At 70.1% G+C, this 24,477-nt stretch carries 26 protein-coding genes; 8 read left to right on the plus strand and 18 right to left on the minus strand.

The annotated features are described in order from the left end of the window. The 3 genes from KBO27_RS07230 to kstD all read right to left on the minus strand — a co-directional run bounded on the left by KBO27_RS07230 (window position 1) and on the right by kstD (window position 3,857). Window positions 1-1,218: a hypothetical protein gene (locus KBO27_RS07230; RefSeq protein ID WP_210969135.1), complete on the minus strand. Its 1,218-nt coding sequence runs from the start codon at window positions 1,216-1,218 to the stop codon at window positions 1-3. A gap of 115 nt (window positions 1,219-1,333) precedes the next feature. Beyond that, window positions 1,334-2,137 (minus strand): crotonase/enoyl-CoA hydratase family protein, encoded by an 804-nt coding sequence (locus tag KBO27_RS07235; RefSeq protein ID WP_210969136.1) that lies wholly within the window; start codon window positions 2,135-2,137, stop codon window positions 1,334-1,336. Between the two features lie 61 nt (window positions 2,138-2,198). Continuing rightward, on the minus strand, window positions 2,199-3,857 hold the full coding sequence (gene kstD / locus KBO27_RS07240) for a 3-oxosteroid 1-dehydrogenase (protein WP_210969137.1): 1,659 nt from the start codon (window positions 3,855-3,857) through the stop codon (window positions 2,199-2,201). A 138-nt stretch (window positions 3,858-3,995) separates the two neighbouring features. Between kstD and KBO27_RS07245 the strand changes: the two genes are divergently transcribed. Continuing rightward, window positions 3,996-5,585 (plus strand): FAD-binding protein, encoded by a 1,590-nt coding sequence (locus tag KBO27_RS07245; RefSeq protein WP_210969138.1) that lies wholly within the window; start codon window positions 3,996-3,998, stop codon window positions 5,583-5,585. Window positions 5,586-5,633: 48 nt separating this feature from the next. On the opposite strand, the gene KBO27_RS07250 is transcribed toward KBO27_RS07245, so the two are convergent. Continuing rightward, window positions 5,634-6,662 (minus strand): ferredoxin--NADP reductase, encoded by a 1,029-nt coding sequence (locus KBO27_RS07250; protein WP_210969139.1) that lies wholly within the window; start codon window positions 6,660-6,662, stop codon window positions 5,634-5,636. An 18-nt stretch (window positions 6,663-6,680) separates the two neighbouring features. Further along, window positions 6,681-7,310, minus strand: coding sequence for a PaaI family thioesterase (locus KBO27_RS07255; RefSeq protein ID WP_210969140.1), 630 nt, complete (start codon window positions 7,308-7,310; stop codon window positions 6,681-6,683). Window positions 7,311-7,483: 173 nt separating this feature from the next. Here KBO27_RS07255 and KBO27_RS07260 point away from each other — a divergent pair, with 173 nt between their 5' ends. The 5 genes from KBO27_RS07260 (at window position 7,484) to KBO27_RS07280 (ending at window position 11,841) form a co-directional block, all read left to right on the plus strand. Continuing rightward, window positions 7,484-8,947 (plus strand): aldehyde dehydrogenase, encoded by a 1,464-nt coding sequence (locus tag KBO27_RS07260; protein ID WP_210969141.1) that lies wholly within the window; start codon window positions 7,484-7,486, stop codon window positions 8,945-8,947. A gap of 86 nt (window positions 8,948-9,033) precedes the next feature. Continuing rightward, window positions 9,034-9,786 (plus strand): SDR family oxidoreductase, encoded by a 753-nt coding sequence (locus tag KBO27_RS07265; RefSeq protein WP_210969142.1) that lies wholly within the window; start codon window positions 9,034-9,036, stop codon window positions 9,784-9,786. Further along, window positions 9,783-10,637 carry an NAD(P)-dependent oxidoreductase gene (locus KBO27_RS07270; RefSeq protein WP_210969143.1) on the plus strand — a complete coding sequence of 285 codons (855 nt, stop codon included), beginning with the start codon at window positions 9,783-9,785 and terminating at the stop codon, window positions 10,635-10,637. The genes KBO27_RS07265 and KBO27_RS07270 overlap by 4 nt, the downstream gene beginning before the upstream one ends. Further along, a complete protein-coding gene (locus tag KBO27_RS07275) occupies window positions 10,634-10,993 on the plus strand; it encodes a carboxymuconolactone decarboxylase family protein (protein ID WP_210969144.1) in 360 nt (119 codons plus the stop codon). Before KBO27_RS07270 ends, KBO27_RS07275 begins: the two co-directional genes overlap by 4 nt. Beyond that, on the plus strand, window positions 10,990-11,841 hold the full coding sequence (locus KBO27_RS07280; protein ID WP_210969145.1) for an LLM class F420-dependent oxidoreductase: 852 nt from the start codon (window positions 10,990-10,992) through the stop codon (window positions 11,839-11,841). Before KBO27_RS07275 ends, KBO27_RS07280 begins: the two co-directional genes overlap by 4 nt. Window positions 11,842-11,922: 81 nt before the next feature. Here the strand turns inward: KBO27_RS07280 and KBO27_RS07285 are convergent, their stop codons facing one another. The 7 genes from KBO27_RS07285 to KBO27_RS07315 are packed head-to-tail and all read right to left on the minus strand — an operon-like array spanning window position 11,923 to window position 16,689. Next, on the minus strand, window positions 11,923-12,399 hold the full coding sequence (locus KBO27_RS07285; RefSeq protein WP_210969146.1) for a nitroreductase family deazaflavin-dependent oxidoreductase: 477 nt from the start codon (window positions 12,397-12,399) through the stop codon (window positions 11,923-11,925). Between the two features lie 4 nt (window positions 12,400-12,403). Further along, window positions 12,404-12,592: a ferredoxin gene (locus KBO27_RS07290; RefSeq protein ID WP_210969147.1), complete on the minus strand. Its 189-nt coding sequence runs from the start codon at window positions 12,590-12,592 to the stop codon at window positions 12,404-12,406. A gap of 22 nt (window positions 12,593-12,614) precedes the next feature. After that, window positions 12,615-13,166 (minus strand): Cif family virulence factor, encoded by a 552-nt coding sequence (locus KBO27_RS07295; protein ID WP_210969148.1) that lies wholly within the window; start codon window positions 13,164-13,166, stop codon window positions 12,615-12,617. Between the two features lies 1 nt (window position 13,167). Then, window positions 13,168-13,362, minus strand: coding sequence for a ferredoxin (locus KBO27_RS07300; protein ID WP_210969149.1), 195 nt, complete (start codon window positions 13,360-13,362; stop codon window positions 13,168-13,170). After that, window positions 13,362-14,717, minus strand: a complete 1,356-nt coding sequence (gene cyp51 / locus KBO27_RS07305) for a lanosterol 14-alpha demethylase (RefSeq protein ID WP_210969150.1) — start codon at window positions 14,715-14,717, stop codon at window positions 13,362-13,364. Before cyp51 ends, KBO27_RS07300 begins: the two co-directional genes overlap by 1 nt. Further along, window positions 14,714-15,493, minus strand: a complete 780-nt coding sequence (locus KBO27_RS07310; protein ID WP_210969151.1) for an SDR family oxidoreductase — start codon at window positions 15,491-15,493, stop codon at window positions 14,714-14,716. The genes cyp51 and KBO27_RS07310 overlap by 4 nt, the downstream gene beginning before the upstream one ends. A 2-nt stretch (window positions 15,494-15,495) precedes the next feature. Further along, a complete protein-coding gene (locus tag KBO27_RS07315) occupies window positions 15,496-16,689 on the minus strand; it encodes a cytochrome P450 (protein ID WP_210969152.1) in 1,194 nt (397 codons plus the stop codon). 169 nt (window positions 16,690-16,858) lie between these two features. Between KBO27_RS07315 and KBO27_RS07320 the strand changes: the two genes are divergently transcribed. Together KBO27_RS07320 and KBO27_RS07325 are read left to right on the plus strand one after the other, a co-directional pair. Next, window positions 16,859-17,620, plus strand: a complete 762-nt coding sequence (locus tag KBO27_RS07320) for a glucose 1-dehydrogenase (RefSeq protein WP_210969153.1) — start codon at window positions 16,859-16,861, stop codon at window positions 17,618-17,620. 70 nt (window positions 17,621-17,690) lie between these two features. Beyond that, complete coding sequence (locus KBO27_RS07325; protein WP_210969154.1) at window positions 17,691-18,689, plus strand: ABC transporter ATP-binding protein; 999 nt, start codon at window positions 17,691-17,693, stop codon at window positions 18,687-18,689. On the opposite strand, the gene KBO27_RS07330 is transcribed toward KBO27_RS07325, so the two are convergent. The 6 genes from KBO27_RS07330 to KBO27_RS07355 form a co-directional block, all read right to left on the minus strand. After that, window positions 18,655-19,224, minus strand: a complete 570-nt coding sequence (locus KBO27_RS07330; protein WP_210969155.1) for a TetR/AcrR family transcriptional regulator — start codon at window positions 19,222-19,224, stop codon at window positions 18,655-18,657. The genes KBO27_RS07325 and KBO27_RS07330 overlap by 35 nt on opposite strands. Before the next feature lie 257 nt (window positions 19,225-19,481). Next, window positions 19,482-20,108: a cholesterol catabolism transcriptional regulator KstR gene (gene kstR / locus KBO27_RS07335; RefSeq protein ID WP_210969156.1), complete on the minus strand. Its 627-nt coding sequence runs from the start codon at window positions 20,106-20,108 to the stop codon at window positions 19,482-19,484. Window positions 20,109-20,215: 107 nt separating this feature from the next. Next, window positions 20,216-20,515 (minus strand): hypothetical protein, encoded by a 300-nt coding sequence (locus KBO27_RS07340; RefSeq protein ID WP_210969157.1) that lies wholly within the window; start codon window positions 20,513-20,515, stop codon window positions 20,216-20,218. Continuing rightward, the gene (locus tag KBO27_RS07345) at window positions 20,512-21,669 is read right to left on the minus strand and encodes a 3-ketosteroid-9-alpha-monooxygenase, oxygenase component (RefSeq protein WP_210969158.1); all 1,158 of its coding nucleotides are present in this window, start codon (window positions 21,667-21,669) and stop codon (window positions 20,512-20,514) included. Before KBO27_RS07345 ends, KBO27_RS07340 begins: the two co-directional genes overlap by 4 nt. Window positions 21,670-21,773: 104 nt before the next feature. After that, window positions 21,774-23,363 (minus strand): long-chain-fatty-acid--CoA ligase, encoded by a 1,590-nt coding sequence (locus KBO27_RS07350; RefSeq protein WP_246536375.1) that lies wholly within the window; start codon window positions 23,361-23,363, stop codon window positions 21,774-21,776. Beyond that, on the minus strand, window positions 23,360-24,448 hold the full coding sequence (locus tag KBO27_RS07355) for an acyl-CoA dehydrogenase family protein (protein WP_210969159.1): 1,089 nt from the start codon (window positions 24,446-24,448) through the stop codon (window positions 23,360-23,362). The genes KBO27_RS07350 and KBO27_RS07355 overlap by 4 nt, the downstream gene beginning before the upstream one ends. Between the last annotated feature and the right edge of the window lie 29 nt (window positions 24,449-24,477).

Here is a 24,477-nt window from a genome sequence, read left to right on the forward strand (position 1 = left end):
TCACCGAACTGGCATGATCGGAATGGACTTTCGGGGCTGGAAGGTGAAGTTCGACCCGGTGCTGATCCGGGTCACGGCCACCTCGTCGAACTCGTCGGCGGGTTCCTCGCCGCGGATGATGCGCGCGGTCCAGGAGTCCTCGGTGCCCTCGACAACCACGTCCAGCCGCGGGTCGACCGCGCGGACCACGGCCTGCAGCGGGGCGGTGGAACCGGGACCGCACAACGAGATCCACGCGCCGTCGGCGTGCGCCGGGCCGGGCCGCACGGTGATCGACCCGGAGTCCTGGGACGCCACCACGTAGTTCGCCGGGTTGAGCAGCGGGTGCAGCTCCAGCACCCGCAGCGCGCCCTCGACGCCGCCGGGCAGGTCCAGGACCCGGTGGATCCGCTCGGCGGCCAGCCCGGCGATGCCCACCAGCTGCTTGGTGCAGATCTCCCGCGGATCATCGGTCCTCCTCGCCACCGCGCGGACGAAGCCGAGGTTGAGCAGGTGCATCTGCAGGCACACCTCGTCGGCCATGCGCACCAGCGCCGAGGTGCTGAAATCCGCGAAGTCCAGGTCGCTGAGCAGCGGACCCGTGTAGTCACCGCGCCCGTCCTCGGCCGGGTCGATGGCCGACAGCTCCAGGTTCGCGGCCCGGGATTCCCGCAGCGCCAGGCAGTCCTGGCTGGGGGAGACCGGCGGGTGGGCGTCGTCGATGATCACCGTCCACGCGCAGTGCGGTTGCCGGTCGGCCGGGGTGCGGGGTGGCCGGTGCAGCGGCCGGACCTGCGCCTTCGGGTTGGTGGCCACGGCCGTGGCGTCGAAGGTGGGGTTCTCGATGTCGTGGCACATCGCGCGCACGTAGCGCTCGCCCATCGGCTCGACGTCCATCAGCGCACCGCAGTGGTCGAGCTGGAACTCGCCGTACCACGGGTCGTGCACGGTGTAGCGGAAGTCCATGAACTGCGGCGGGGCACCGATGTCGAGCTGCAGCCCCTTGAAGATGGTGACGACGTCGTCGCCGGAGTAGTCCAGCGCCCGCTGCATCCGGCGGGTGTAGATCGGGCTGGCCGCCATCCACTCCTCGATGGCGATGCGCGTCATCTCCTCGCGGCCGAACGACGAGATGCACCAGGCCATGGCCGATCGGTCGATCAACTGCCCGGCCAGCAGCAGTTCCGGCAGCAGCGCTGCCAGACGTGGTCGGGTCAGCGTTGCGTAGCGACTCTGCATACGTGCACCTCGCGCCAGTGCGGGGACGTTTGACTCTGCAACGACGGATGTCGCGAACCGGTGCTGCTGAACCGATCACGAGGGGCGTCCTGGATTTCAGGCGCCCCTCGCCGGCTCACTTGCCCTGGAAGTCGGGCTTGCGCTTCTCCGCGAAGGCCTTCGGGCCTTCCTTGGCGTCCTCGCTCATGAAGACGCCGATGCCGTGCTGGGCCTCGATGGCGAAGGCCTCCTCTTCGGGGATCGCCTCGGTCTCCCGGATGGTGCGCAGGATCGCCTGCACGGCCAGCGGGCCGTTGGCGGCGATCATCTCGCCCAGTTCCAGCGCCTTGTCCAAAGCCGTCCCGTCCGGCACGACGTGACCGATCAGCCCGAGCTCCTTGGCCTCGGGCGCCTTGATGTGGCGTCCGGTCAGCAGCAGGTCGGCGGCCACCGTGTAGGGGATCTGCCGGGTCAGCCGCACGGCCGAGCCGCCCAGCGGGAACAGGCCCCAGCGCGGTTCGGAGACGCCGAAGCGCGCGCTCTCGCCGGCCACGCGGATGTCGGTGGCCTGCAGGATCTCGGTGCCGCCCGCGATGGCGGGCCCCTCCACCGCGGCGATGAGCGGCTTGGTCAGCCGGCGGCCCTTGAGCAGGCCCTCGATCTTGGCGGGGTTGAACGAGCCCTGCGCGTGCTGGTCACCGGGGTGGTTGTTGCTCATGCTCTTGAGGTCCGCACCGGCGCAGAAGGCGCCGCCCGCACCCGTGAGCACGCAGGCCCGGATCGAGGGGTCGTCGTCGACCCGGTCCCACGCCTCGATCATGATCTTGATCATCTCGCCGGACAGCGCGTTCTTGGCGCTCGGGCGGTTCATGGTCACCACCAGCACGCCGCCGCGCTGCTCCACGAGGCAATGCGGCTGCTCGGTCTCCGTCGCGGTCATCCCGCCTCCTCACTGGGCGGTCCTGCCTGGACCGCCCGTGTTCGACAACCCTTGCGTCCGGTCAGTTCTCGGCCTCGGCCGCGAGGTCCAGGGCGGCCACGTAGCCGAAGGTCATGGCCGGGCCGATCGTCGCTCCGGCTCCCGCGTAGGTGGAGCCCATCACCGCCGCGCTCGCGTTGCCCGCGGCGTAGAGGCCGGGGATGGTCGAGCCGTCCTCCCGCAGCACCCGGGCGCGGGCGTCGGTGCGCAATCCGCCCTTCGTGCCCAGGTCGCCGGGCACGATCTTGATCGCGTGGAACGGCGCGACCTCCAGCGGAGCCAGGCTCGGGTTGGGCAGCCGCGGGTCGCCGTAGTACCGGTCGTAGGCGCTCTCGCCGCGGCGGAAGTCCTCGTCGGTACCCTTCTCGGCGAAGCCGTTGAACCGCTGCACGGTCGCGCGCAGCTGGTCGGCGGGCACCTCGATCTTGGCCGCCAGCTCGTCGAGGGTCCGCGCGGTGTGCACGATCCCGGCCTTGTACCAGCGACCGGGGAAGCGCTGGCGCGGTGGCAGTCCGGCGAAGGTGTAGTTGTTGCGGTAGCGCTGGTCGGCGACCAGCCACGACGGGATGTGCGACACCCCGGTCTCGTGCCCGCGGTACATCGCGTGCACCGCGTCGACGTACGGCGTCGCCTCGTTGACGTACCGCTGACCCGCGGCGTTGACCAGGACGCAGCCGGGCAGGTTGCGCTCGGACAGGCAGAAGTACGGGCCGCGGGGGAGCGGGATCGACGGGCCCCACCACGCGTCGTCCATCAGGTCCACGTCCGCGCCGAGCCGTTGACCGGCCTCGATGCCGTCGCCTGTGTTGGACTCGGCGCCCACGGTCCAGTCGGTGCCGATCGGCTCTCGCTGGAACTGCTTGCGCATCCGCTCGTTCTTCTCGAAACCGCCCGCCGCCATGATCACGCCGAGCCGGGCGCGGACGAGCACCTCCTCGTCGCCGCGCTGCACGCGCACACCGGTGACCGCGCCCTCCTCGACGTGCAGCTCGGTCAGCGGGCTGTTGAGCCACACCGGCACGTCCGCGCGCAGCAGCCCGGCGCGCAGGCCGGCGGCCAGGGCTTGGCCCAGCGCGAGCAGCGGGCGCTTGGTGGCCAGCGAGACCACCCGGCGCAAACCGACCTTGGCGGAGGTGAACATGCCGCGCGGGTGGCGGGCGATGAGGTTCATCCACTTGTACTCGGCCGCGGTGACCGTGATCCCGGCCGGTGCGGGCAGGTACGGGGGTTGCAGGTTGGCCAGCTCGTCGCCGAGCAGCTTGCCGTTGAACGGCTTGGGTTCCAGCGTGCGGCCCTCGGGGAGGCCGCCGGGGGTCTCCGGGTAGTAGTCGGAGTAGCCGGGGATCCACTTCAGCTTCAGCGGGGTCCGGCGCAGCACCAGCGAGACCATGTCGGGACCGTGCGACAGCAGCGCTTCGCGCCGGTCGGCGGCGATCTCGTCGCCGATCAGGTGCCGCAGGTAGGTCGCGGCCTTCTCCGGGCTGTCCCCGGAGTTCGCGCGCCGCAGCACCTCGTTGTGCGGGGCCCAGACGGCGCCGCCGGAACGCGCGGTGGAGCCGCCGAAGTAGCGGTCCTTCTCCACGACCAGCACCGACAACCCCCGGTCCGCCGCGGTGAGCGCGGCGGTCATCCCGGCGGCGCCGGAGCCGACCACGACGACATCGAAGGTCGCTTCTGTCATGGCACCTCCATGTGGGCCTCGCGATACTGAAACAGGTTATAGTTTTGATGGCTCCGATGCTACGGTTCGACGCGATTTCCGTTGTCACAACGGCGGCGCGACAGTGAGAACTTGTTGCATGTGTCTGGAGGGGTGCGGATGTCTGGGCAGTGGGACGAGGAGGTCGACGTCCTCGTCGTCGGCTTCGGCGGAGCGGGTGCCTGCGCGGCGATCGAGGCCGTCGACAACGGCGCGTCGGTGCTCGCGCTGGACCGCTTCACCGGTGGCGGGGCCACCTCGATCAGCGGCGGCATCGTCTACGCCGGCGGCGGCACCTCGCACCAGAAGGCGGCCGGGTTCGAGGACTCCGTCGAGGACATGCTGGAGTACTTGCGCCTGGAGACCGAGGGCGCGGTGTCCGACGAAACCCTGCGCAGGTTCTGCGAGAACAGCGTGGCCAACCTGGAATGGCTGGAGTCGCACGGGGTTCCGTTCAACTCCAGCTTCTGCCCCTACAAGACGTCGTACCCGACCAACGACCACTACCTGTACTACTCCGGCAACGAGATCACCCCGCCCTACCGCGACAAGGCCAAGCCCGCGCCGCGCGGGCATCGGGTCCACGGCAAGGGGACCTCGGGCAAGGGCATGACCGACAACCTCGACGCCTCGGCGCGCATGCGCGGTGTGCGGGTGTGGACCCAGACCTCGGTCACCGAACTGCTCACCGACGACTCCGGCCGCGTCGTCGGCGCCGAGTGCAGGCAGGTCAAGCCGGGTCTGGCGCGCACCGCGCACCGGCTGCTGTCGACGTGGAACCGCAAGCTCAACATCTACTACCGGCCGCTGGGCAAGCAGCTGGACAAGCCGATCCGGCGGATCGAGCAGCGCCACAGCACCGTCAAGCGGGTGCGGGCGAGGAGCGGAGTCGTGCTGGCCGCCGGGGGATTCGCGTTCAACCGCGAGATGCTCGCCGAGCACGCCCCGAACTACCGCAAGGGCTCGGCGATCGGCACCATCGGCGACGACGGCAGCGGCATCCGGCTCGGCGAGAGCGTCGGCGGCGCGACCGCGCGCATGCACCGGGTCTCGGCGTGGCGGTTCATCAACCCGCCGCTGGAGATGGTCAAGGGCGTGCTGGTGGACCGGGCGGGGGAGCGGTTCGTCAACGAGCTGATGTACGGCGCCAAGGTCGGCGACCGCATGGTCAACGAGCACGACGGCCACGCGTACCTGGTCCTCGACCAGCGCATCCTCGACGAGGCGAAGAAGCAGCTGCCCAGCCAGACGCTGTGGTTCCAGCGCCTGCAGATGGAGATCCTGTTCCGCTCCGCCCACCACAGGGCCGACAGCATCGCCGAGCTCGCGGGCAAGGTCGGCATCGCCGAGGACGCGCTGCGGCGCACCGTTTCCGCCTACAACGAGGTGGCCCGCGCGGGTGGCGAAGACGAGTGGGGCAAGGCCGCCGAGTACGTGCAGGCGATCGACAGCGGGCCGTACTACGCCTTCGACTGCTCGCTGCGCTCGCAGATGGGCTACCCGTGCCCGATGATCACCCTCGGCGGCCTCACGGTCGACGAGGTGTCGGGCCTGGTCACCCGCGAGGACGGGACGACGGTCCCCGGCCTGTACGCGGCCGGGCGCAACGCCTCCGGCATCTGCTCGGAGTCCTACGTCAGCGGCCTGTCCATCGCCGACTGCGTGTACTCCGGCCGCCGCGCGGGCCACTCCGCCGCCACGGCGTCCTGACCCGGCCCGGGTGGGGTGACCACCGCCGTGGTCGCCCCACCCGGGCCGTCAGTCGTAGTCGACCTTGACCTTGGCGGTCTTGGGCAGGGACTGGCAGGCCAGGACGTAGCCCTCGTCGAGGTCCTCCTGCTCGAGGACCTGGTTGTTGACCATCGTGACCTCGCCCTCGGTCACCCGGCACTCGCAGGCAGCGCAGATGCCCTCGGAGCAGGACGAGGGGGCCGGGACGCCGTTGTCCTTGAGGAGGTCGAGCAGCCGCTTGTCGGCGGGCCAGGTGAACGTGTGGTCCTCGCCGTCGATCGTCACCTCGACCACCGAGTCCTCCGGCCGGGACTGCTCGTTCGCGGGTTCGGCCGGGGTCGCGGCGTCGAAGGGGTTCCCGGCCAGCGAGGCGAAGCGCTCCAGGTGGATGGCCGACTTCGGGAACCCCGCTTCGCGCAGCGCCTTCCGCGTGGCGTCCATGAACGGCTTCGGACCGCAGAGGAACGCGTCGTGCTCCGGGAACGCGCCGGCCAGCGACTGCAACGCGTCCTGGTTCGGCAGCCCTTGCACGGATTCCAGCCAGTGCAGCACCAGCAGGCGTCCGGGGTGCGCGGCGGTGAGCTCGGTGAGCTCCCGGGCGAAGATCACCGAGTTCTCGTCGCGGTTGGCGTAGACGAGCACGACCCGGCCGGTCCCGGTGGCCAGCGCCGATTTCAGGATCGACATGATCGGCGTGATACCGCTGCCCGCCGCGAACAGCAGCAGGTCGTCCTCCAGCGACTTCGGGGTGAACACCCCGGCCGGTTCCAGCACGTCGAGCTCGGTGCCCGCGGCGACGTGGTCGCAGATCCAGTTCGAGGCGTAGCCGTCTGCGGTGCGCTTGACCGTGACGGCCAGCCGTCCGTCGGTGACCGGTGAGCTCGACAAGGAGTAGGCGCGGGCCACCGAACCGCAGCGGTCGCTGGGGATCCGCAGCGTCAGGAACTGACCCGGCCGGTAGGGCAGGCGGGTGGTGTCGACGTCGAAGACCACTGAGCGGGCGTCGGCCGTCTCCTCGACGACCTCGGCCACCCGCAGCCGGTGGAACTCAGGCATCGCAAGTCTCCTCGCTGGTCAGTAGGTCACCAGGATCGCGCTGGCCTCGGCCGTGGTCTCGCCGTCGGCGACGATCTCGCCGGTGGCGAAGACCTTGCGGCCCTCCTTGCCGGTGAACCGCGCGTTGATGGTCAGCGGCACGCCGTGCGGGGTGCCGCGCCGGTAGTCCACGGTCAGCGACACCGTCATCGCCGGATGGCCTGCCACCGCCACCGCCCGGCCTACGGCGTGGTCGAGCAGCGAGGCCACCCAGCCGCCGTGCACGCGCCCGGGCGGACCCTCGTAGGCCGCGCCGAGCAACGCGGTCGAGGAGGTCGCCCCGGATTCGTCGATCTCCAAGCCCACCATGGGCGGCGCGAGCGGGTTGCCGGGGCCCTCGACCGGGTTGTGCACGCTGACCTGGTTGCCGTCCAGGTAGGACAGCAGCAGCGGCTCCTCGCGGGTGCGTTCGCGCAGCAGCTCGGTGGCCGCGGTGACGTGCTCGGCGGCGGCGCGCAGGTCCTCGGCTGCGACGTCGGTGTGCACGCCGGCCTCGACGAGCTCGCGGATCCGCGCTGCCAGCAGGGTCGTCTCGGCCGGGATCGCCGGGAGGACCGGGGCGTGTCCCGCCGCCGGTGGGGAGGTCGTGCCTGGTCTCTTGTCGGTCATCCGGTGGTCCCCTCGTGCGCCGAATATCTAGAACATGTTCTATGGCTCGATTATGCTGTGTCAAACGGGAGGTTCGCAGGGTCGAGGAAACCGGTTCTATTGAGGGAGGGCCTTGTGGGCCGGAAACGTGGACTTTAGTCTTGACACGTGTCTAGAAACCGGATGTGGTGCCGATGAGCGTCTGGACCGACAAGGCGTCGACCCTGCTGGTCGACGGCGAACCCGCCTCCGGATCAGGGGGGCGGTTCGACACCGCCAACCCCGCCACCGAAGAGGTGCTCGGCACCGCGGCCAACGCCACCGCCGCCGACATGGACCGCGCGATCGGCGCGGCCCGCCGGGCCTTCGACGAAACCGAGTGGTCGCGCGACCTCGACCTGCGCGTCCACTGCCTCGAACAGCTCAGCCGGTCCCTGCGCGAGCACGCCGACGAGCTGCGCGAACTCACCATCGCCGAGGTCGGAGCACCGCGCTTCCTCACCCACGGCGCCCAGCTCGACGCACCGATCGCCGACGTCGCCCACTTCGCCGGTGTCGCCGCCGGGTACGAGTGGACCCGCGACCTCGGCGTCGCCGAACCGATGGGGATGCCCAGCAGGCGCTGGACCCGGCGCGAAGCCGTCGGCGTCGTCGGGGCGATCACGCCGTGGAACTTCCCGCACCAGATCAACCTCGCCAAGCTCGGACCGGCGCTGGCCGCGGGCAACACCGTGGTCCTCAAACCCGCGCCGGACACCCCGTGGTGCGCGGCCGCGGTCGGCGAGATCCTCCTGAACGAGACCGACATCCCGCCCGGCGTGGTCAACATCGTCACCTCCGACGACCACGCCCTGGGCGCGCAGCTGTCCTCCGACGACCGGGTGGACCTGGTGTCGTTCACCGGATCGACCGCCACCGGACGTGCCGTGATGGCCGCCGGTGCTCCCGGGATCAAGCGGACGTTCCTCGAACTGGGCGGGAAATCGGCGTTCGTCGTGCTCGACGACGCCGACCTGGGCGCGGCCTGCGGACTCGCGGCCTTCACCGTCTGCACCCACGCCGGGCAGGGCTGCGCGCTGACCACGCGACTGCTCGTGCCCCGCGCCCACTACGACGAGGCGGTGGCGCTGACGGCCGAGGCGCTGCGCGGCATCGGGGTCGGGAACCCCGACGATCCCGGAACCGTGTGCGGGCCGCTGATCTCGGCCCGCCAGCGCGACCGGGTGGAGAGCTACCTGACCCTCGCCGCGGAAGAGGGCGGCGAGTTCGCCTGCGGCGGTGGCCGGGCCGAGCGCGACCGCGGCTTCTTCGTCGAACCCACGTTGATCACCGGGTTGAGCAACGACTCCCGGGTGGCGCGCGAGGAGATCTTCGGCCCGGTGCTGGTGATCCTGCCGCACGACGGCGACGACGACGCCGTGCGCATCGCCAACGACTCGCCCTACGGGCTCTCCGGCGCGGTGCACGGCCAGGACCTGGAGCGGGCTCGCGGAGTGGCCGCGCGCATCCGCACCGGGACGGTCGGCATCAACGGCGGTGTCTGGTACGGCGCCGACGCCCCGTTCGGCGGCTACAAGCAGTCGGGCATCGGCCGCGAGATGGGCGTGGCCGGGTTCGAGGAGTACCTGGAGACGAAGCTGATCGCCGAACCGGCCTAGGCAGGCCAGGAGTCGTTCCCCTTCGGGGTCTCGGCCACCGGCACCGCCGAGCAGAGCGATTCCTCAACAATTCCCAGGAGGACGCAATGGGGCGTTTCGAAGGCAAGGTCGCGGTGGTCACCGGGGCCGCGCAGGGCATCGGTGAGGCCTACGCGCGAGCGCTGGCGGCCGAGGGAGCGAGCGTCGTGGTCGCCGACCTCAACACGACCTCCGGTGAGAAGGTCGCGAAGGAGATCAACGCCGAGGGCGGCACCGCCGCGTTCGTGGAGGTCGACGTCTCCTCACCCGAATCCACCGCCGCGATGGCGGCTTTCGCCGTCGAGCGGTTCGGCGGCATCGACCACCTGGTGAACAACGCCGCCATCTACGGCGGCATGAAGCTGGACCTGCTGTGCACGGTGGACTGGGACTACTACAAGAAGTTCCTGGGCGTGAACGTGGATGGCGCGCTGCTGTGCACCAGGGCCTGCCTGCCGCACATGCAGGAACGCGGCGGCGGTTCCATCGTCAACCAGTCCTCCACGGCGGCCTGGGTCTACTCCGGCTTCTACGGGCTGGCCAAGGTCGCGGTCAACGGGCTCACCCAGCAGCTCGCGCACGAGATCGGCGGCATGGGCGTGCGGATCAACGCCATCGCGCCCGGCCCGATCGACACCGAGGCCACCCGTGAGACCACCCCGCCGGAGATGGTCAAGGCGATCGTCAAGGGCATGGCGCTCAAGCGCGTGGGGCAGCCCGAGGACCTGGTGGGGATGTGCCTGTTCCTGCTGTCGGAGGAAGCGGGCTGGGTCACCGGGCAGATCTTCAACGTCGACGGCGGGCAGGTGATCCGCTCGTGAGCGCGGTCGGATTCGTCGGGCTCGGGCAGATCGGTGCTCCGATGGCCCGCAATCTGCTGACCTGGCCGGACGGGCTCGTCGTCCACGACGTCCGCCCGGAGGTCGTCGCGACGTTCGTCGAAGGCGGTGCCCGGGCGGCCACCTCCCCGAAGGAGGTCGCCCGCCAGGCCGACGTCATCTCGGTGATGGTGCGCGACGACGCGCAGGTCGAGGAGGTGGTGTGCGGTCCGGACGGGCTGCTCGCCGGGGCCGCCGAGGGGACGGTCCTGGCCATCCACTCCACGATCGGCGAGACCACCGCGCCCCGGCTCGCGGAACTGGCCGCGCTGCACCGGGTGTCGGTGGTGGACGCGCCGGTCAGCGGCGGTGCCGTCGGTGCCGACCGGGCGGACCTGGCCGTCATGGTCGGCGGCTCGGCGGACGCGTTCCAGCGCTGCGAAGCCGTTTTCGGGCATTGGGCCGGACTCGTCGTGCACGCCGGCGAGGTCGGCGCCGGAACCCGCTGCAAGCTGGCCCGCAACCTGCTGCACTTCGTGGCCTTCACCGCCGCCGCCGAGGCCCAGCGGCTCGCCGAAGCCGCCGGCATCGACCTGCGTGAGCTCGGCCAGATCGTGCGGCACACCGACGCCATCACCGGTGGGCCCGGAGCGATCATGCTGCGCGGCGACACCGCGCAGCTGGACCCCACGGACAACTGGTACCCGATCTTGCGCAACGTCAGCGAACTCGGCGAGAAGGACCTCGCGCTGGCCCTGCGGCTCGGTGAACGGCTCGGCGTCGAGCTGCCGCTGGGGGCGAGGGCGCTGCGCGACCTGGCTGCCGGGCTCGGCGTGGCGAAGGAGGACGCATGAGCGATGAGCAGCGACAACGGGGCCTGGCCAAGATGGGCGAGGTCTACGGCTGGGAGGTCTCCGACGGGCCGGGCGACTTCTTCGCCGTCACCGTCGACCACCTCTTCGCCGAGATCTGGTCCCGGCCCGGGCTGAGCCTGCGCGATCGGCGGTTGCTGCTGCTGGGGGCGCTGGCCGCTCAGGGGCTCGACGACGTCGCCGACATCCAGGTGCGGGCGGCGCTGGGCAACGAGGAGCTGGACGCCGAGCAGCTGCGCGAGATCGGGTTGTTCCTGACGCACTACGTCGGCTGGCCGCTGGGCACGAAGTTCACCATGCGCATCGAGAAGATCCTCGGCGAAAAGGACCGCTCATGAAGTACGGCATCGTGCAGTTCACCAGCGACCGCGGTCTGGCACCCGCGGTCGCCGCGAAAGCCGCTGAAGAGGCGGGTTTCGACTCCTTCTGGGTGCCCGAGCACACCCACATCCCGGTCAAGCGCGAGGCCGCGCACCCGGGCACCGGCACCGGGGAACTCCCCGACGACCGCTACCTGCGGACCCTGGACCCGTGGGTGGCGCTGTCGACGGTCGCGGCGGTGACCTCGCGGATCCGGCTCGCCACCGCCGTGGCGCTGCCGGTGGAGCACGACCCGATCACCCTCGCCAAGACCATCGCCACGCTGGACCACCTCTCCGGCGGCCGGGTGAGCCTGGGAGCCGGGTTCGGCTGGAACATCGACGAGCTGACCCACCACGGCGTGCCCAAGGCCCGGCGCCGCACCGTGCTGCGCGAGTACCTGGAGGCCATGGAGCAGCTGTGGTCCCAGCAGGAAGCCGAGTACCACGGTGAGCACGTCGATTTCGGCCCCAGCTGGGCCTGGCCGAAGCCGGTCCAGCAGCCGCGGCCTCCGGTCCTCATCGGTGCGGGCGGGACCGAGAAGACGTTCGGCTGGATCGCCCGCTCCGCCGACGGCTGGATCACCACCCCCACCGAGGGCGAGATCGACGACAAGGTCGCCGTCCTCCAGCGCACCTGGAAGGAAGCGGGCCGCGAGGGCCAACCCCAGATCATGGCGCTGTCGGGCAAACCCGACTTCGACGCGCTGTCCCGCTGGGAAGCGCTGGGCGTCACCGAAGTCCTCTTCGGGTTCCCGGAGAAGGGCGAGCAGTGGGTCGCGGAGTACTTCCACCGCCTCGCAGGCAAGCTCAACATCACCCGATAGGACCAGGTTGTTCGAATTTCGCGCGAAATTCGAGTCGAAAGTTCTGGACTCGAATTTCGCGCGAAATTCGACTGTGGCTGGTCAGGCGGGGTCGCAGATGACCACTGGGATCTCGCGTTCGGTCCAGGACTGGTAGTCGTCGAAGTCCGCGTAGACCTCCAGCAGGCGGGGCCAGAGCTCGGCCCGCTCGTCCGGGCTCGCCGTGCGGGCGCGCATGCGGCGGACGTCCCGCTTGACCTGGACCGTGACCTCCGGGTTCGCCCGGATGTTGTGGTACCAGGCCGGGTGCCGGGGCAGGCCGCCCTGCGAGGCGACCAGGACGACCCGGTCGCCGTCGGGCATGTGCAGCAGGGGAGCGGTGCGGGGCCGGCCGCTGCGACGGCCGGTGGTGGTCAGCAGGCAGATCGGGACGCTCTTGCGGAAGCCGGCGCCGATGCGCCAGTTGCCTCCCAGCCGGCCGCCGGTGGCGCGGTACAACCGGGTGTTGGCCCGCGAGGCCACCTTGATGACCTTGCCCACGATCGGCGAATCCAGCTGCGCGGGACGTGCTTTCGGCATGATCTCAGTCTTCCAGCGACAGGGCGGCCTTCGGGCAGGAGTGCACCGCCTGCTCGATCGAATCCCGCAGCTCGGGCGTGGGCTCGGCGATGATGTTGAGGTTGTCGTCATCGTCGATCTCGAAGACGTCCGGTGCGATGGCCTCGCACATGCCGTTGGCCTCGCACAGGTCGAAGTCGACCACGATCTTCATGGTTCCTCCCGTTGCTCGCAGGTCACCACAGCTCGACCGGCGCCGTGCCCTTGCGGTAGTGGCCGGGCTGCGGCATGCCGGAGGCGGCGACCTCCATGCGCTGCTTCATCCCGGGCGAGAGCGCGTCCGCCTTGATCATCTCCAGGAAGAGGTGCGCGGCGTTGCCGAAGTCGAAGAAGTCCCGCTGCCACGACCACCGCATGTTCCCGCCGTAGCGGAACCAGCTGCCGCCGATGCCGGCGACCTGGTACGGACTGCCGTCGGGCCGCTTCGCGTCGGCGATCTGCTTCCACAACCCGATCACCTCGCCCTTGACGTCGTCGATGAGCACCCGCTGGTACGGGTAGCTCCAGCCGTGCAGGCCCTCCATCTCCACGCCGAGGGCGATGTCGCGGATCTCGTCGCGCCCCACCGTCATGAAGTCCTCGTTGGGCCCGGTGTTCCAGCCGTAGGTGGCGTCTTCGGTGTAGAGCTGCGCGAGCGGCTTCCAGTCGCCGAGCCCTTCGCAGCGCTCGTTCTCGTCCAGCCAGTGCTGGACCATGCGTTCCAGTTCTTCCCGAGGGTATGCGGGCATGTCAAGCCTCCTCGACGCTCAGGGCCTGCGTGGGACACTCCTGCACGGCGCGTTCGACCTCGGCGCGCAGATCCGCCGGCGGCTCGCTGATCAGCACGTCGACCTTGCCGCGCTTGGGGACCGAGAACACCTCCGGCGCCTCGACCTCGCACATCGCGTGCCCCTGGCACAGGTCGAGATCGCACACGACTCGCATCAGGACTCCTTCCGGCGGCGGTAGGTCACCCGGCACGGCTGGGCGAGCTGGACGACCATCTTCGAGTGATCGTTGCGATAGGACTCCGGAGGCTGCGCGAGCTCGAAGCTGAAGTCCCGCAGCAGGACCGAGAAGATCGCCTTGAGCTGCATCATCGCGAACGCCGCCCCCACGCACCGGTGCCGTCCGGCTCCGAAGGGGATCCAGGTCCAGCGGTTGACCAGGTCCTCCTGGCGCGGCTCGGCGTAGCGCTCCGGGTGGAACGACTCGGGATCGGGGAAGTCCTCCGGGATCCGGTTGGAGATCGCGGGAGTGGCGGCCACGAAGTCACCGCGCTCGATCCGCTGCCCGCGCACCTCGAAGTCGTCCTGAGCGACGCGCAGCAGCAGGATCAGCGGCGGGTGCAGCCGCAGCGCCTCCTTGATCGCGCCCTCCAGCCGCGGGATCGCCCGCAACGAGCGGAAGCTCACCTCCGAACCGTCGGAGTAGAGCTCGTCGAGCTCGGAGACGACCCCGTCCATCACGCCGGGGTTGCGCAGCAGCTCGATGAGCGTCCACGCGGCCGTGCCGGAGCTGGTGTGGTGCCCGGCGAACATCATCGAGATGAACATCCCGGTGATCTCGTCGGCGCTGAACCGCAGCTCACCGGCCTCGTCCTTGACCGACATCAGCACGTCGAGCATGTCCCGCTCGTCGCGCGGCGGTTTCCCCGCCGCGGCCCGGCCGTCCATGATCTCCTGCACCAGCCGCACCAGACCGGACCGCGCCTCGTCCCGACGCCGGAAGCTCTCGATCGGCGCGTAGGGGTCGACGTAGGCCAGCGCGTCGGTTCCGCGCTCCAGCTCGTGGTAGAGCTCGGCGAAGCGGTGGTCGAGCTGGTCGCGGAACCGCTTGCCGATCAGGCACGCCGAGGACGTGTAGATCGTCAGCTCGGCGAAGAAGTCCAGCAGGTCGATCTCGCCCTCATCGCCCCACCCGGCCACCACGCGGGCGATCTCGGCGTCAATGGTCTGGGCGTGGCCGCGCATCTGCTCGCCGCGCAGCGCCTGGTTGTGCAGCATCTCCTTGCGCCGCTCGGGCGGGGCGTCGAAGACCACGCCCTGCCCGAAGATCGGCGTCATGAACGGGTACGCGGCGGCCTGGTCCAGGTCGTCGTCGGAGGCGCGGAAGAAGAACTCGTTGGCCTCGGCTCCCGACAGCAGCACCACCCGCCGCCCGGCCAGGTCGAAGGCGCCGACGTCGCCGCACTCCTCGCGCACCCGGCGCATCAGCGCGATCGGATCGGTGCGCAGCTCTTCGAGGTGGCCGTGCTCGTGCCGGCCACCGGAGACCTGTTTCGGCGCGAGCAGCGTCATCTCTCCTCCAGCGGTGCCTCGGGTTCGACCTCGATCAAGCTCAGATGCACGCCGCGCGGTGCGGAGATCACGTGGTGCACGGCGTCGGCGATGTCGGAGGCGCGCAGGAAGTACGGGTGCCGCGCCAAGCCCCACTTCACCCAGTCGTTGAGCACGGCTTCGGTGGTCTCCTCGTCCCACTGCATGCCCATCGAGGTGAAGGTGGGTCCGGGCCGCACGATGCTGGCGCGCACCCCGGTGCCCTCCAGCTCCATGCGCATCGTCCGGGCCATGGCCTCCAGCCCGGCCTTCGCGGGCACGTAGGCGCCCATCCGGGGCCGGGGTTTGGGGACCACGTCGGAGCCGATGAACACCACGTCACCGCGCTGGCGCTCGACCATGCCGGGCACGACCCGCGAGGTGAGGCGGTGAGCTCCGCCGAGGTGCACGTCGAGCTGGCCCTGGAAGCGCGACCCCTCCATCTCGTGCACCAGGTCGGCGTCGAGGTCGCCCGCGCCGTAGACCAGGACCTCGATGTCGCCGAGCTCCTCGGTCGTCCTGGTCACGAACGCCGTCACCGAGTCCTCGTCGGTGACGTCCAGCGGCACGGCGACGGCCTGACCGCCGTCGGCGCGGATCTTCTCCGCCAGCTCCTCGCACTTGTCGACGCGGCGCGCGCCGAGCGCCACCGGGTGACCGGCGGCGGCCAGGGCCTGGGCGGTCGCCGCGCCGATCCCGGCCGACGCGCCGGCGATCGCGGTGGGGCGGCGTTGCGGGTTCGGTTCGAATCTGGGCATGGCTACCTGCTTTCCACGCGGATGGGCAGGGTCGCGAAGCCGCGCACGTTGCTGGAGTGCACCCGCTGCGCGCGGTCGGTGTCGACGTCGTAGGACTTCACCAGCTCGACGAACTCGGTCAGCGCGATCCGCGCCTCCAGCCGCGCGAGGTGCGCGCCGAGGCAGAAGTGGGTTCCGCCGCCGAAACTGACGATCTTGCTGTCCGCGTTGCGGTCGAGGTCGTAGCGGTCGGCGTCGTCGAAGGCGCGCGGGTCGCGGTTGGCCGATCCGGGCATCAGCAGCACCCGAGCGCCGGTGGGGATCGTGGTCTCGTGCAGCCGGATGTCTTCGGTGGCGGTGCGCGCGATGACCTGGGTCGAGGTGTCGTAGCGCAGCGTCTCCTCGATCCAGTCGGTCACCCGACCGGGGTCGGTCAAGGGCTTGGCCTGCTCCTCGGGAGTGCGATGAGCCCAGTAGACGGCGTTGGCCAGCAGCTTGGTGGTCGTCTCGTTGCCCGCGACGACCATCAGCACCAGGAACGCGATGATCTCGTCCTCGCTGAGCCGGTCGCCGTCGATCTCCGCGTCCAGCAGTGCCGAGGTGAGGTCGTCGGCGCGTTCCCGGCGGCGCTCGGCGAGCAGGTCGGAGTAGTAGGCGACCAGGTGCAGCGCGGCGTCCATCGCCGTCTGCGGGACGTCGAAAACGCCTTCCTCGCGGTGCACCAGCGTGTCGGCGAGTTCCCGCAAGCGGTCCCGGTCGGCGTCCGGGACGCCGATCAGCTCGGAGATCACGTCCATCGGGAACTTGCCCGCGAAGTCCGCCACGAAGTCGAACTCGCCGGACTCCAGCGCGGGATGCAGGTGGCGGCGGGCGAGTTCGAGGATGCGGGGTTGCAGGTCGCGCACCCGGCGCGGGGTGAAGCCGCGGGAGACCAGCGAGCGAAGCCGGTTGTGCCGCGGATCGTCGAGCGCGAGGAACGACATCGTCTTGTGCGCGTGGGGGCCCCACGCCGCCGGATCCAGCGTGACTCCGTTGGCGTTGGACAGCCGGGTGTTGTCGCGGAACAGCGCGGCGACGTCGGAATGCCGTGACAGCGCCCAGAAATCGAGCTCGGCGTTGTGGTAGACCGGCGCTTCGTCGCGCAGCCGCGCGTAGGTCGGGTAGGGGTCGGCGTGCACGGCGTAGTCGTACGGGCTGAACACGACACCACTGGACATGTGTCCAGACGCTAGTACGGCTCGGCGCGCTCCGGCAACCCCGCCGAGGGCTGAATCGAGAACAAGTTCATCCGCTTTTCAAGGCGTGCTGCAAGGTGGGTTCCCTTTTGTCGAGAACGTGTTCTAGTCTCGGATGCGGACGGCTTCGGCTCGGCAGGGAGGGCGGCGCATGGGACGGCTCGCGGGAAAGGTCGCACTGGTCACGGGCGCGGCGCGGGGGCAGGGCGCGGCCATCGCGCGTGGCTTCGTCGCCGAAGGCGCCTCGGTGGTCATCGCCGACATCCTCGACGCTCCGGGCAAGGAACTCGCCGACGAGCTCGGCGAATCCGCCGGCTACGCGCACCTCGACGTCTCCGAGGAGGACGACTGGAGCGACGCCGTCGCCCAGGCCACCGACGGCTTCGGCCGGCTCGACGTCCTGGTCAACAACGCAGGCGTGCTCATGTTCTCCGCGCTGGAGGACACCTCGCTGGCCGACTACGAGCGCATCGTGCGGGTCAACCAGTTCGGCACCTTCCTCGGCATGCGCGCCGCAGCCCCCGCGCTCACCGAGGCCGGTGGCGGTTCGATCGTGAACTTCTCCTCCGTCGAAGGCCTCGGCGGCATGCCGCACCTGGTCGCCTACACCGCGAGCAAGTTCGCCATCCGGGGCATGACCAAGGCCGCGGCCATGGAGCTCGGGCCGCGCAACATCCGCGTCAACTCCGTGCACCCCGGTATGTTCGACACCGGCATGACCCGGGAGTTCACCGGCGAGGGAACCGACCTCAGCCCCATCGGCGAGATGGTCCCGCTCGGCCGCATCGGCCAACCCGAGGACATCGTCGGACTCGTGGTGTTCCTCGCCAGCGAGGAGAGCACCTACTGCACGGGCGCTGAATTCGTGGCGGACGGCGGGGCCACCGCCACCCACGCCTACTACCGGCGCTGAAACGCGGTGCCGCGAGCGCGGTTCCGGTGATCGCCTGACGAGTCCTGCGACGTCGACGTGAGGAGTGGGTGTGGGCGCTGAAGTCGTCATCGAGGGGTTGAGCAAGTCCTTCGGACCGCAGACGATCTGGCGGGACGTGGGCTTCACGCTGCCGCAGGGCGAGGTCTCGGCGTTGCTCGGCCCGTCCGGGACCGGCAAGTCGGTGTTCCTCAAGTCCATGATCGGACTGCTCAAGCCGGAGAACGGGCGCTGCCTGGTCAACGGCGTGGACATCTGCTCGTGCAGCGAGCACGAGCTCTACGAGATCCGCAAGCTCTTCGGCGTGCTGTTCCAGGACGGGGCGCTGTTCGGGTCCATGGACCTGTTCGACAACGTCGCGTTCCCGCTGCGCGAGCACACCCGCAAGACCGAGGCCGAGATCCGCCGCATCGTGCTCGAACGCATGGAGATGGTCGGCCTGTCCGGGGCCGAGGACAAGCTGCCGGGGGAGATCTCCGGCGGGATGCGCAAGCGTGCGGGACTCGCCCGCGCCCTCGTGCTCGACCCGCAGATCATCCTCTGCGACGAACCGGACTCCGGGCTGGACCCGGTGCGCACCGCCTACCTCTCGCAGCTGCTCATCGACATCAACGCGCACCTGGACGCCACGATCCTGATCGTCACCCACAACATCAACCTGGCCCGGACCGTGCCCGACAACCTGGGCATGCTCTTCCGCCGCGAACTCGTCCTGTTCGGACCGCGCGAAGTCCTGCTCACCAGCGAAGACCCGGTGGTGGCGCAGTTCCTCAGCGGCGACAAGACCGGCCCGATCGGCATGAGCGAGGAGAAGGACCAGGCGAGCATCGACCGCGAGCGCCAGTGGCTGGCCAGCGGGCAGATCGCCGCCGAGCAGCGCGTGGTCGGCGTGCCACCGCAGCTGCCCGTCAGCGCCGGGCTGCCGGAACGTCAGGCCGTGCAGCGGCGGAAGAACCGCGTCATGGGCATGCTCGACCAGCTTCCGCCCGCCGCGCGGGACAGCGTGCTGCGCAGCATCAACGATCAGCCGGCCGCAGCACCCGGTCGGTGATGCCCGCCAGGTGCGAGGCCATGTCCTCCATCGGCAGGTACCCGCTGCCCACCAGCACCAGCGAACCCACGAACGCCGTCATCACGGCATCCAGCGCCGACGGGTCGGCCTCGCCGACGGCGTCGTTCAGCCGCCGGTAGACCTCCTGGCCGATCTCGTCGCGCAGCCGCTTGACCTCCTGCTGATCGGCCAGCAGCGCCGTGGTGCACGCCCGCACCAGCGCCGGTTCGGAGGCCAGCATCTGAGCGATCGTGTCCACCACCTGCGCGACGTCCGCGCCCGGCTTGCCGGTGCGGTCCTCGCCGCTGGGCGGCAACGCCTGGACGCGCTTCCAGAACACGGCCGTGACCAGGTGTTCCTTGGAGGAGAAGTAGGAGTAGGCGGTGGCTCGGGAGACCTCGGCGCGCTCGGCCACCGACCGCACGGTCAAAGCTCCGAAACCGCGTTCCTCCAGCTCGTCGACCGTGGCGTCCAGCAACCGGCGAACGGTCTCGGCGCGTTTGCCTTCCAAGAACTGACGGACGGGCTCGGTCATGACGATGAGCCTAACGCTCGGGGTTCGTGGTCTCTTTGCGTGGCGGTGCGGGTGGCGGAACCTGGCACGCCTTCTGGCTCCGGGATCCGCGACTTGAGTATGTCGATATACGCGGCGCTGCGGCTGTCCTCCCCAGAAGACGTGTCAGAACCCGCGGCGGTGCCGGTTGCTCAGGTGGGGCAAAGAGAAAGCGACTTCGTCGCTTGGTGTGTTTGGCTCAATTCGGAACGATAACGTGTTCTACGTCTTGGGGAATTTCAGCGGAGGAGGAGGCGGACTGTGAGTTCGAGGCGGTTGGAGACGTCTGTGGCGGAGGCTCTGCGGGTCACCCAGGCGACGAGGTTCGACAGCCAGACGTCGCCGATCACGCGGGCCACGGCCACCTGCTCCTCGCTGGGCTCGCCGTCGCTCATCACCGCGATGAACATGGCCTCCATCATGCGGTTGGCCAGGTCGACCTCGGTGGCTGCCGAGGCGTCCGCCGACATCAGCGCGCGGGTGACCGCCTCGGAGAGGTTCGGGTTGCGCTGGAACGCGCGGGTGAGCCGGCTCAGCACGAACAGCAGCCGCTCGTAGGGCGAATCGCCGCGGATCGGCGCGCGGTCCAGGCGTTCCTGGATGCGCTCCAGCTCGCGGACCAGGCTCGCCACCAGCAGGTGGATCTTGGACGGGAAGTAGCGGTACAGCGTGCCCAGCGCGACGTCGGCGCGCTCGGCGACGGCGCGCATCTGCACCGCGTCGAAACCGCCCTTGTCGGCCAGGGCGACGGTCGCGTCGAGGATCCGCTTGCGGCGGTCGCGCTGGGCGGTGGCGGTGAGCTCGTCGTCGGCCATCGCGTTGAGCGCGTGTCCGCCCTGGCCGTTCCGGTTGGCGGCAGAACTCATCGACGCAACGCCCCCTAGCGCATCGGCGGAAAGGCGTTGGCGCGCCAACCGCAAGATCACGTTAACACGGTGTGATCGGTAACCCGTTCCACCGGTGTTCTCGGAAATCACTCCTTGATTTCGGGAACTTCCAGGATTCCTTCGCGGAGCGCGTGCTCGATGGTGGCGCGCAACCGGGGGCAGGTGTCCACGAGCGCCGGGTGCTCGCCCTCGGCGATGCGGGCGGCGATCTCCGGGCAGTCGCCGGTCGAGGTGGTCCACTGGATGCTGGTCTGCTCCGGGCTGAGCTTCTTGACCAGCACCCGCACCCCGCACGTGGCGCAGGGCAGCGGGCGCAGTCCGCCCTCCAGGTAGAGCCGCTGATCGGCGGTCGTGCTGGCGGGGACGTCGGTGCGGGCGGCCGTCATGACGTGCCGGCTCCCTCCGACTCGCGCCGGGCCAGGTTCTCGGCGACCTCGGCCTCCCACGCCTGCACGGCGCGCGTGGTGTCCACCTCGAACTCGAAGCGGGAGGTCATCTCCTCGCTGACGTCCTCGACGTCCACGTAGAACTGGTCGTACCAGCGGCGGAGCTGGTAGACCGGCCCGTCCTCCTCGACCAGCAGCGGGTTGTCGATCCGGGACTTGTTCCGCCAGATCTCCACGTCCTGGAGGAACCCGACGCCGAAGGACTTGGCGAACTTGCCCGCCACCATGTCGGCCTGCTCGTCGTCGAGACCGGGCAACTTCTTGACCGAAACGCCCCACTGGAGGACGAAGCTCGTCGGCGAGATCGGGTAGTGGCAGTTGATGAGGTAGGCGTCGATCGGCGTGCCCTTGAACTCGGTCCACAGCCGGTTGATCATGTACGAGGGCCCGTAGTAGCTGGCTTCCGAGCGCAGCGTGGTGTCGTCGCCGGCGTAGTTGCCCTGCGAGGCGCCCACGTCGGGACGTCCGCGCGAGTGCAGGTGCTGGGTGGCGACGTGGCCCTCGAAGATGTTCTTGAAGTACGTCGGGAAGGCGAAGTGCACGTAGAAGAAGTGCGCCATGTCCACGACGTTGTCGATGATCTCGCGGCAGTTGGAGTTGTCGATCTGCACGCGGTCCCAGGTCCAGTTCGACCACTCGTCGGTGAAGACCTCGTCGATCCGCGGGATCGTGACCTCCGCGGGCGGCGGGTTGCCCTGCGGGTCGTGGTAGACGAACAGCTGCTTGTTCTCCTGCAGCGTCAGCCACGAGCGCGTGCGTGCGCGGCCGGGAACCCGCTTGGCGTAGGGGATGGAGGTGCAGCGGCCGTTGCCACCCCAGCGCCAGTCGTGGAAGGGGCAGGCAACCGAGTCGCCCTTGATCTCGCCCTGGGTGAGGTCGCCGCCCATGTGCCTGCAGTAGCCGTCGAGCACGTGCAGCTCGCCCCGGCTGTCGGCGAAGACCACGAGCTTGGTGCCGAACGCGTGCACCGCGTGCGGCTTGCCGTCCTGGAACTCCTCGACGGGGCCCAGGCAGTGCCACCCCCGAGCGAACCGTTGTGGCGGGGCACCGGCATCGATCGTGCGCACCCCGTGCTCACGCTCCGTCCCGCTCATCGCGTCCCTCCATCAGTCATGTGTTGTATGTGAAACAGGTTATAGGAATAGGGGTCGGCCACGCCATCTGTTGACGTTGCTCGATTGGAGGAAATTAGAACAAGTTATAGATTTTGAGGTCGGTAGGTGTCCTCGACGCGGCGCCACACCGGATCGCGAGTCCGGACGCCCTCCGCGGCGAGCTCGCGCTTGAGCACCTTGTGCGTGGAGGTCCGGGGCAGCTCGGACACCAGCCGGACGTAGCTCGGCCACTGCTTGGGCCCCAGATCCGCCTGCGCCGTCAGGAAGTCGTCCAGCGACGCCGGGTCGAACCCGTCGGTGGTGGTGATCGCCGCCATCACCGAATCACCCACCTCCGCCGGTCCCGCGTAGACAGCGACCTCCTGGATCTGGGGGTGGCGCAGCAGGATTCGCTCGATCGGTGCTGCGCCCAGGTTCTCGCCGTCCACCCGGAGCCAGTCGCTCGAACGCCCCGCGAAGTAGCAGAAGCCGTCCGCGTCGAGGTAGCCGAGGTCGCCGCTCCAGTACATGCCGTCGCGCATCCGCTCCGCGTCGGCCTCCGGCGCCCCGTAGTAGCCGGCGAACCAGCCGGGCCCGGTGGTGTTGACCAGCTCGCCGATCGCCGCCTCGCCGTTGAGCAGCAGGCCGGAGTCGTCGAACTCCGCCGCCGGGCAGGGCTTTCCGGTGTCCGGGTCGAAGACCGCGACACCGTCGGTGGCCTTGCCCAGCGCGCCCGGAGGGGTGTCCGCGGTGCGGGTGACCGCGATACCGCCCTCCGAGGAGCCGAAGCCGTCGACGACGTGGCAGCCGAAGCGCTCCGCGAAACGCGCGATGTCGCGCTGGTTGCCCTCGTTGCCGTAGACGACGCGCAGCGGGTTGTCGGCGTCGTCCGATCTCGCCGGGGTGGCCAGCACGTAGGACAGCGGCGTGCCGACGTAGTTGGCGTAGGTCGCGCCGTAGCGCCGCACGTCCGGCAGGAAGCCGGAGGCCGAGAACTTCGGCCGCAGGGCCAGCGCCGCGCCCGCCGCCAGCCCGACCGACCAGCCCGCCATCAGGGCGTTGGAGTGGAACAGCGGCATCGAGACGTAGGCGACGTCCTCGTCGCCGAGCCCGAAGCGCTCGGCCAGCATCCGGCCCGGGAAGGCGATCTTGGCGTGGGTGCAGCGCACCGCCTTCGGATCGCCCCCGGTGCCCGAGGTGAACACCAGGACCAGCAGGTCGTCGCCGCGGGCGGGCACCGGGTTCAGGGGCGCACCGGCGTGCCTGTCGAGCTCGCGGTGCCAGGATTCCAGCGCGAAGACCTCGATCCCGTCGAGGTCCAGGTCCTCCAGCAGCGGCGCGTAGGCGGCGTCGGCGAGCACGATCCGGCAGTCGGCCAGGCGGATGTCGCGTTCCAGCGCCGCGCCCCTGCGGGTCGGGTTGAGGCCGACCACCACCGAACCCGACAGCGCGGCACCGCCGAGCAGGAACGAGAACTCCGGGACGTTGTCCAGCAGCACGCCGATGTGCGGCGGCTCGCCGGAGGGCAGCAGCTCCCGCAGCAGCGCGGCGCGTTCCGCGCTGTGCCGGACGTGCTCGGCCCACGTCCACTCGCCGTCCTCGGTGCGCAGTCCCGGCCGGTGGTCGTCGGCCCTGGCCAGCAGCAGTTCGGTGACCGTCGGCATCACCTCCGGCCGCGACAGCGCCGAGCTCATCGCGCCGCCAGGCCCGCGCCGATCCGGCGCAGCTGCGCGGTCGCCCCGCCCAGCGCGAACTCGCCGCGCTTGGCGGCCACGAAGTAGCGGTGCAGCTCGTGGTCGACGTCGATGCCGACGCCGCCGTGCACGTGAACCGCCGTGTGCGCCAACCGGTGCCCGGCTTCGGCGGCCCAGAACTTCGCGGTGGCGGCCTCTTCCGCGCACGGCATGCCCTCGGAGGCCATCCAGGCGGCCTGCCAGAGGGTCAGCCGCGCGGCCTCCACGTCGATGAAGCCGTCGGCCAGCCGCTGCGCCACGGCCTGGAAGGTGCCGATCGGACGGCCGAACTGCACCCGCTCCCCGGCGTAGGCGCTGGTGCGCTCCAACGCGCCGGAGAGCACGCCGACCTGCACCGCGCACACGCCGATCGTCGCTCGGACGATGAGCTGGTGCAGCGCTTCGGAACCGAGCACGTCGGCGTTGCTGATGCGGACGCCGGAGAGCTCCAACCAGCCCTCGCTGTCGCCGTCGACGATCTCCTGGCGCTGCATCCGCGCACCCGGGTCGCCGGGGCGGACCAGGAAGAGGCGCGGTCCGTCGGCGGTGGCGGCCGGGACGAGCACGAGGTCGGCGATGGGGCCGGAGGGCACGGTGACCTTGGTGCCGGTGAGCACCCACTGGTCGCCGTCGCGCTCGGCGCGGGTGGCGGGGGAGTCCGGTGCGGCGCCGCCGTCCTCGGTCAGCGCGGCGGTGAGCACGACCTCGCCGCGAGCGGCGGGTTCGACCCAGCGCTGCCGGTGCTCGTCGGTGCCGAACTCGGCCAGCGTCGTGGCACCCATGGTGATCGACGGCAAGTAGGGCACGGGGGCCACCGCGCGGCCGATCTCGATCAGCACGCTGCACTGCTCCAGCAACCCGAAACCGCCGTCGGGCAGCGCCGCGGTGAGCACGTCGGCCTTGGCCAGCTCGGTCCACAGCGCGAGGTCGAAGCGGTCGTCCTGCGCGTCGATCTCGCGCAGCCGCTCGTTGGTGACCTTGTCACCGAGGATGCGCCCGACCAGCCCGGCCAGGTCCTCCTGGGCCTCGGTCAAGGTGAAATCCATGTCGCCTCCTGGGAGGTGGTGTGCGGGTG

The sequence above is a fragment of the Saccharopolyspora endophytica genome (assembly GCF_018070075.1).
GTDB classification, from domain to species: Bacteria; Actinomycetota; Actinomycetes; order Mycobacteriales; family Pseudonocardiaceae; genus Saccharopolyspora; species Saccharopolyspora endophytica.

What these genes read in the sequence shown, in the direction of transcription:
- KBO27_RS07230 (WP_210969135.1), bottom strand. Translation starts at nt 1,218, where the DNA reads ATGCAGAGTCGCTACGCAACGCTGACCCGACCACGTCTGGCAGCGCTG.
- KBO27_RS07235 (WP_210969136.1), bottom strand. Translation starts at nt 2,137, where the DNA reads ATGACCGCGACGGAGACCGAGCAGCCGCATTGCCTCGTGGAGCAGCGC.
- kstD (WP_210969137.1), bottom strand. Translation starts at nt 3,857, where the DNA reads ATGACAGAAGCGACCTTCGATGTCGTCGTGGTCGGCTCCGGCGCCGCC.
- KBO27_RS07245 (WP_210969138.1), top strand. Translation starts at nt 3,996, where the DNA reads ATGTCTGGGCAGTGGGACGAGGAGGTCGACGTCCTCGTCGTCGGCTTC.
- KBO27_RS07250 (WP_210969139.1), bottom strand. Translation starts at nt 6,662, where the DNA reads ATGCCTGAGTTCCACCGGCTGCGGGTGGCCGAGGTCGTCGAGGAGACG.
- KBO27_RS07255 (WP_210969140.1), bottom strand. Translation starts at nt 7,310, where the DNA reads ATGACCGACAAGAGACCAGGCACGACCTCCCCACCGGCGGCGGGACAC.
- KBO27_RS07260 (WP_210969141.1), top strand. Translation starts at nt 7,484, where the DNA reads ATGAGCGTCTGGACCGACAAGGCGTCGACCCTGCTGGTCGACGGCGAA.
- KBO27_RS07265 (WP_210969142.1), top strand. Translation starts at nt 9,034, where the DNA reads ATGGGGCGTTTCGAAGGCAAGGTCGCGGTGGTCACCGGGGCCGCGCAG.
- KBO27_RS07275 (WP_210969144.1), top strand. Translation starts at nt 10,634, where the DNA reads ATGAGCGATGAGCAGCGACAACGGGGCCTGGCCAAGATGGGCGAGGTC.
- KBO27_RS07280 (WP_210969145.1), top strand. Translation starts at nt 10,990, where the DNA reads ATGAAGTACGGCATCGTGCAGTTCACCAGCGACCGCGGTCTGGCACCC.
- KBO27_RS07285 (WP_210969146.1), bottom strand. Translation starts at nt 12,399, where the DNA reads ATGCCGAAAGCACGTCCCGCGCAGCTGGATTCGCCGATCGTGGGCAAG.
- KBO27_RS07290 (WP_210969147.1), bottom strand. Translation starts at nt 12,592, where the DNA reads ATGAAGATCGTGGTCGACTTCGACCTGTGCGAGGCCAACGGCATGTGC.
- KBO27_RS07295 (WP_210969148.1), bottom strand. Translation starts at nt 13,166, where the DNA reads ATGCCCGCATACCCTCGGGAAGAACTGGAACGCATGGTCCAGCACTGG.
- KBO27_RS07300 (WP_210969149.1), bottom strand. Translation starts at nt 13,362, where the DNA reads ATGCGAGTCGTGTGCGATCTCGACCTGTGCCAGGGGCACGCGATGTGC.
- cyp51 (WP_210969150.1), bottom strand. Translation starts at nt 14,717, where the DNA reads ATGACGCTGCTCGCGCCGAAACAGGTCTCCGGTGGCCGGCACGAGCAC.
- KBO27_RS07310 (WP_210969151.1), bottom strand. Translation starts at nt 15,493, where the DNA reads ATGCCCAGATTCGAACCGAACCCGCAACGCCGCCCCACCGCGATCGCC.
- KBO27_RS07315 (WP_210969152.1), bottom strand. Translation starts at nt 16,689, where the DNA reads ATGTCCAGTGGTGTCGTGTTCAGCCCGTACGACTACGCCGTGCACGCC.
- KBO27_RS07320 (WP_210969153.1), top strand. Translation starts at nt 16,859, where the DNA reads ATGGGACGGCTCGCGGGAAAGGTCGCACTGGTCACGGGCGCGGCGCGG.
- KBO27_RS07330 (WP_210969155.1), bottom strand. Translation starts at nt 19,224, where the DNA reads ATGACCGAGCCCGTCCGTCAGTTCTTGGAAGGCAAACGCGCCGAGACC.
- kstR (WP_210969156.1), bottom strand. Translation starts at nt 20,108, where the DNA reads ATGAGTTCTGCCGCCAACCGGAACGGCCAGGGCGGACACGCGCTCAAC.
- KBO27_RS07340 (WP_210969157.1), bottom strand. Translation starts at nt 20,515, where the DNA reads ATGACGGCCGCCCGCACCGACGTCCCCGCCAGCACGACCGCCGATCAG.
- KBO27_RS07345 (WP_210969158.1), bottom strand. Translation starts at nt 21,669, where the DNA reads ATGAGCGGGACGGAGCGTGAGCACGGGGTGCGCACGATCGATGCCGGT.
- KBO27_RS07350 (WP_246536375.1), bottom strand. Translation starts at nt 23,363, where the DNA reads ATGAGCTCGGCGCTGTCGCGGCCGGAGGTGATGCCGACGGTCACCGAA.
- KBO27_RS07355 (WP_210969159.1), bottom strand. Translation starts at nt 24,448, where the DNA reads ATGGATTTCACCTTGACCGAGGCCCAGGAGGACCTGGCCGGGCTGGTC.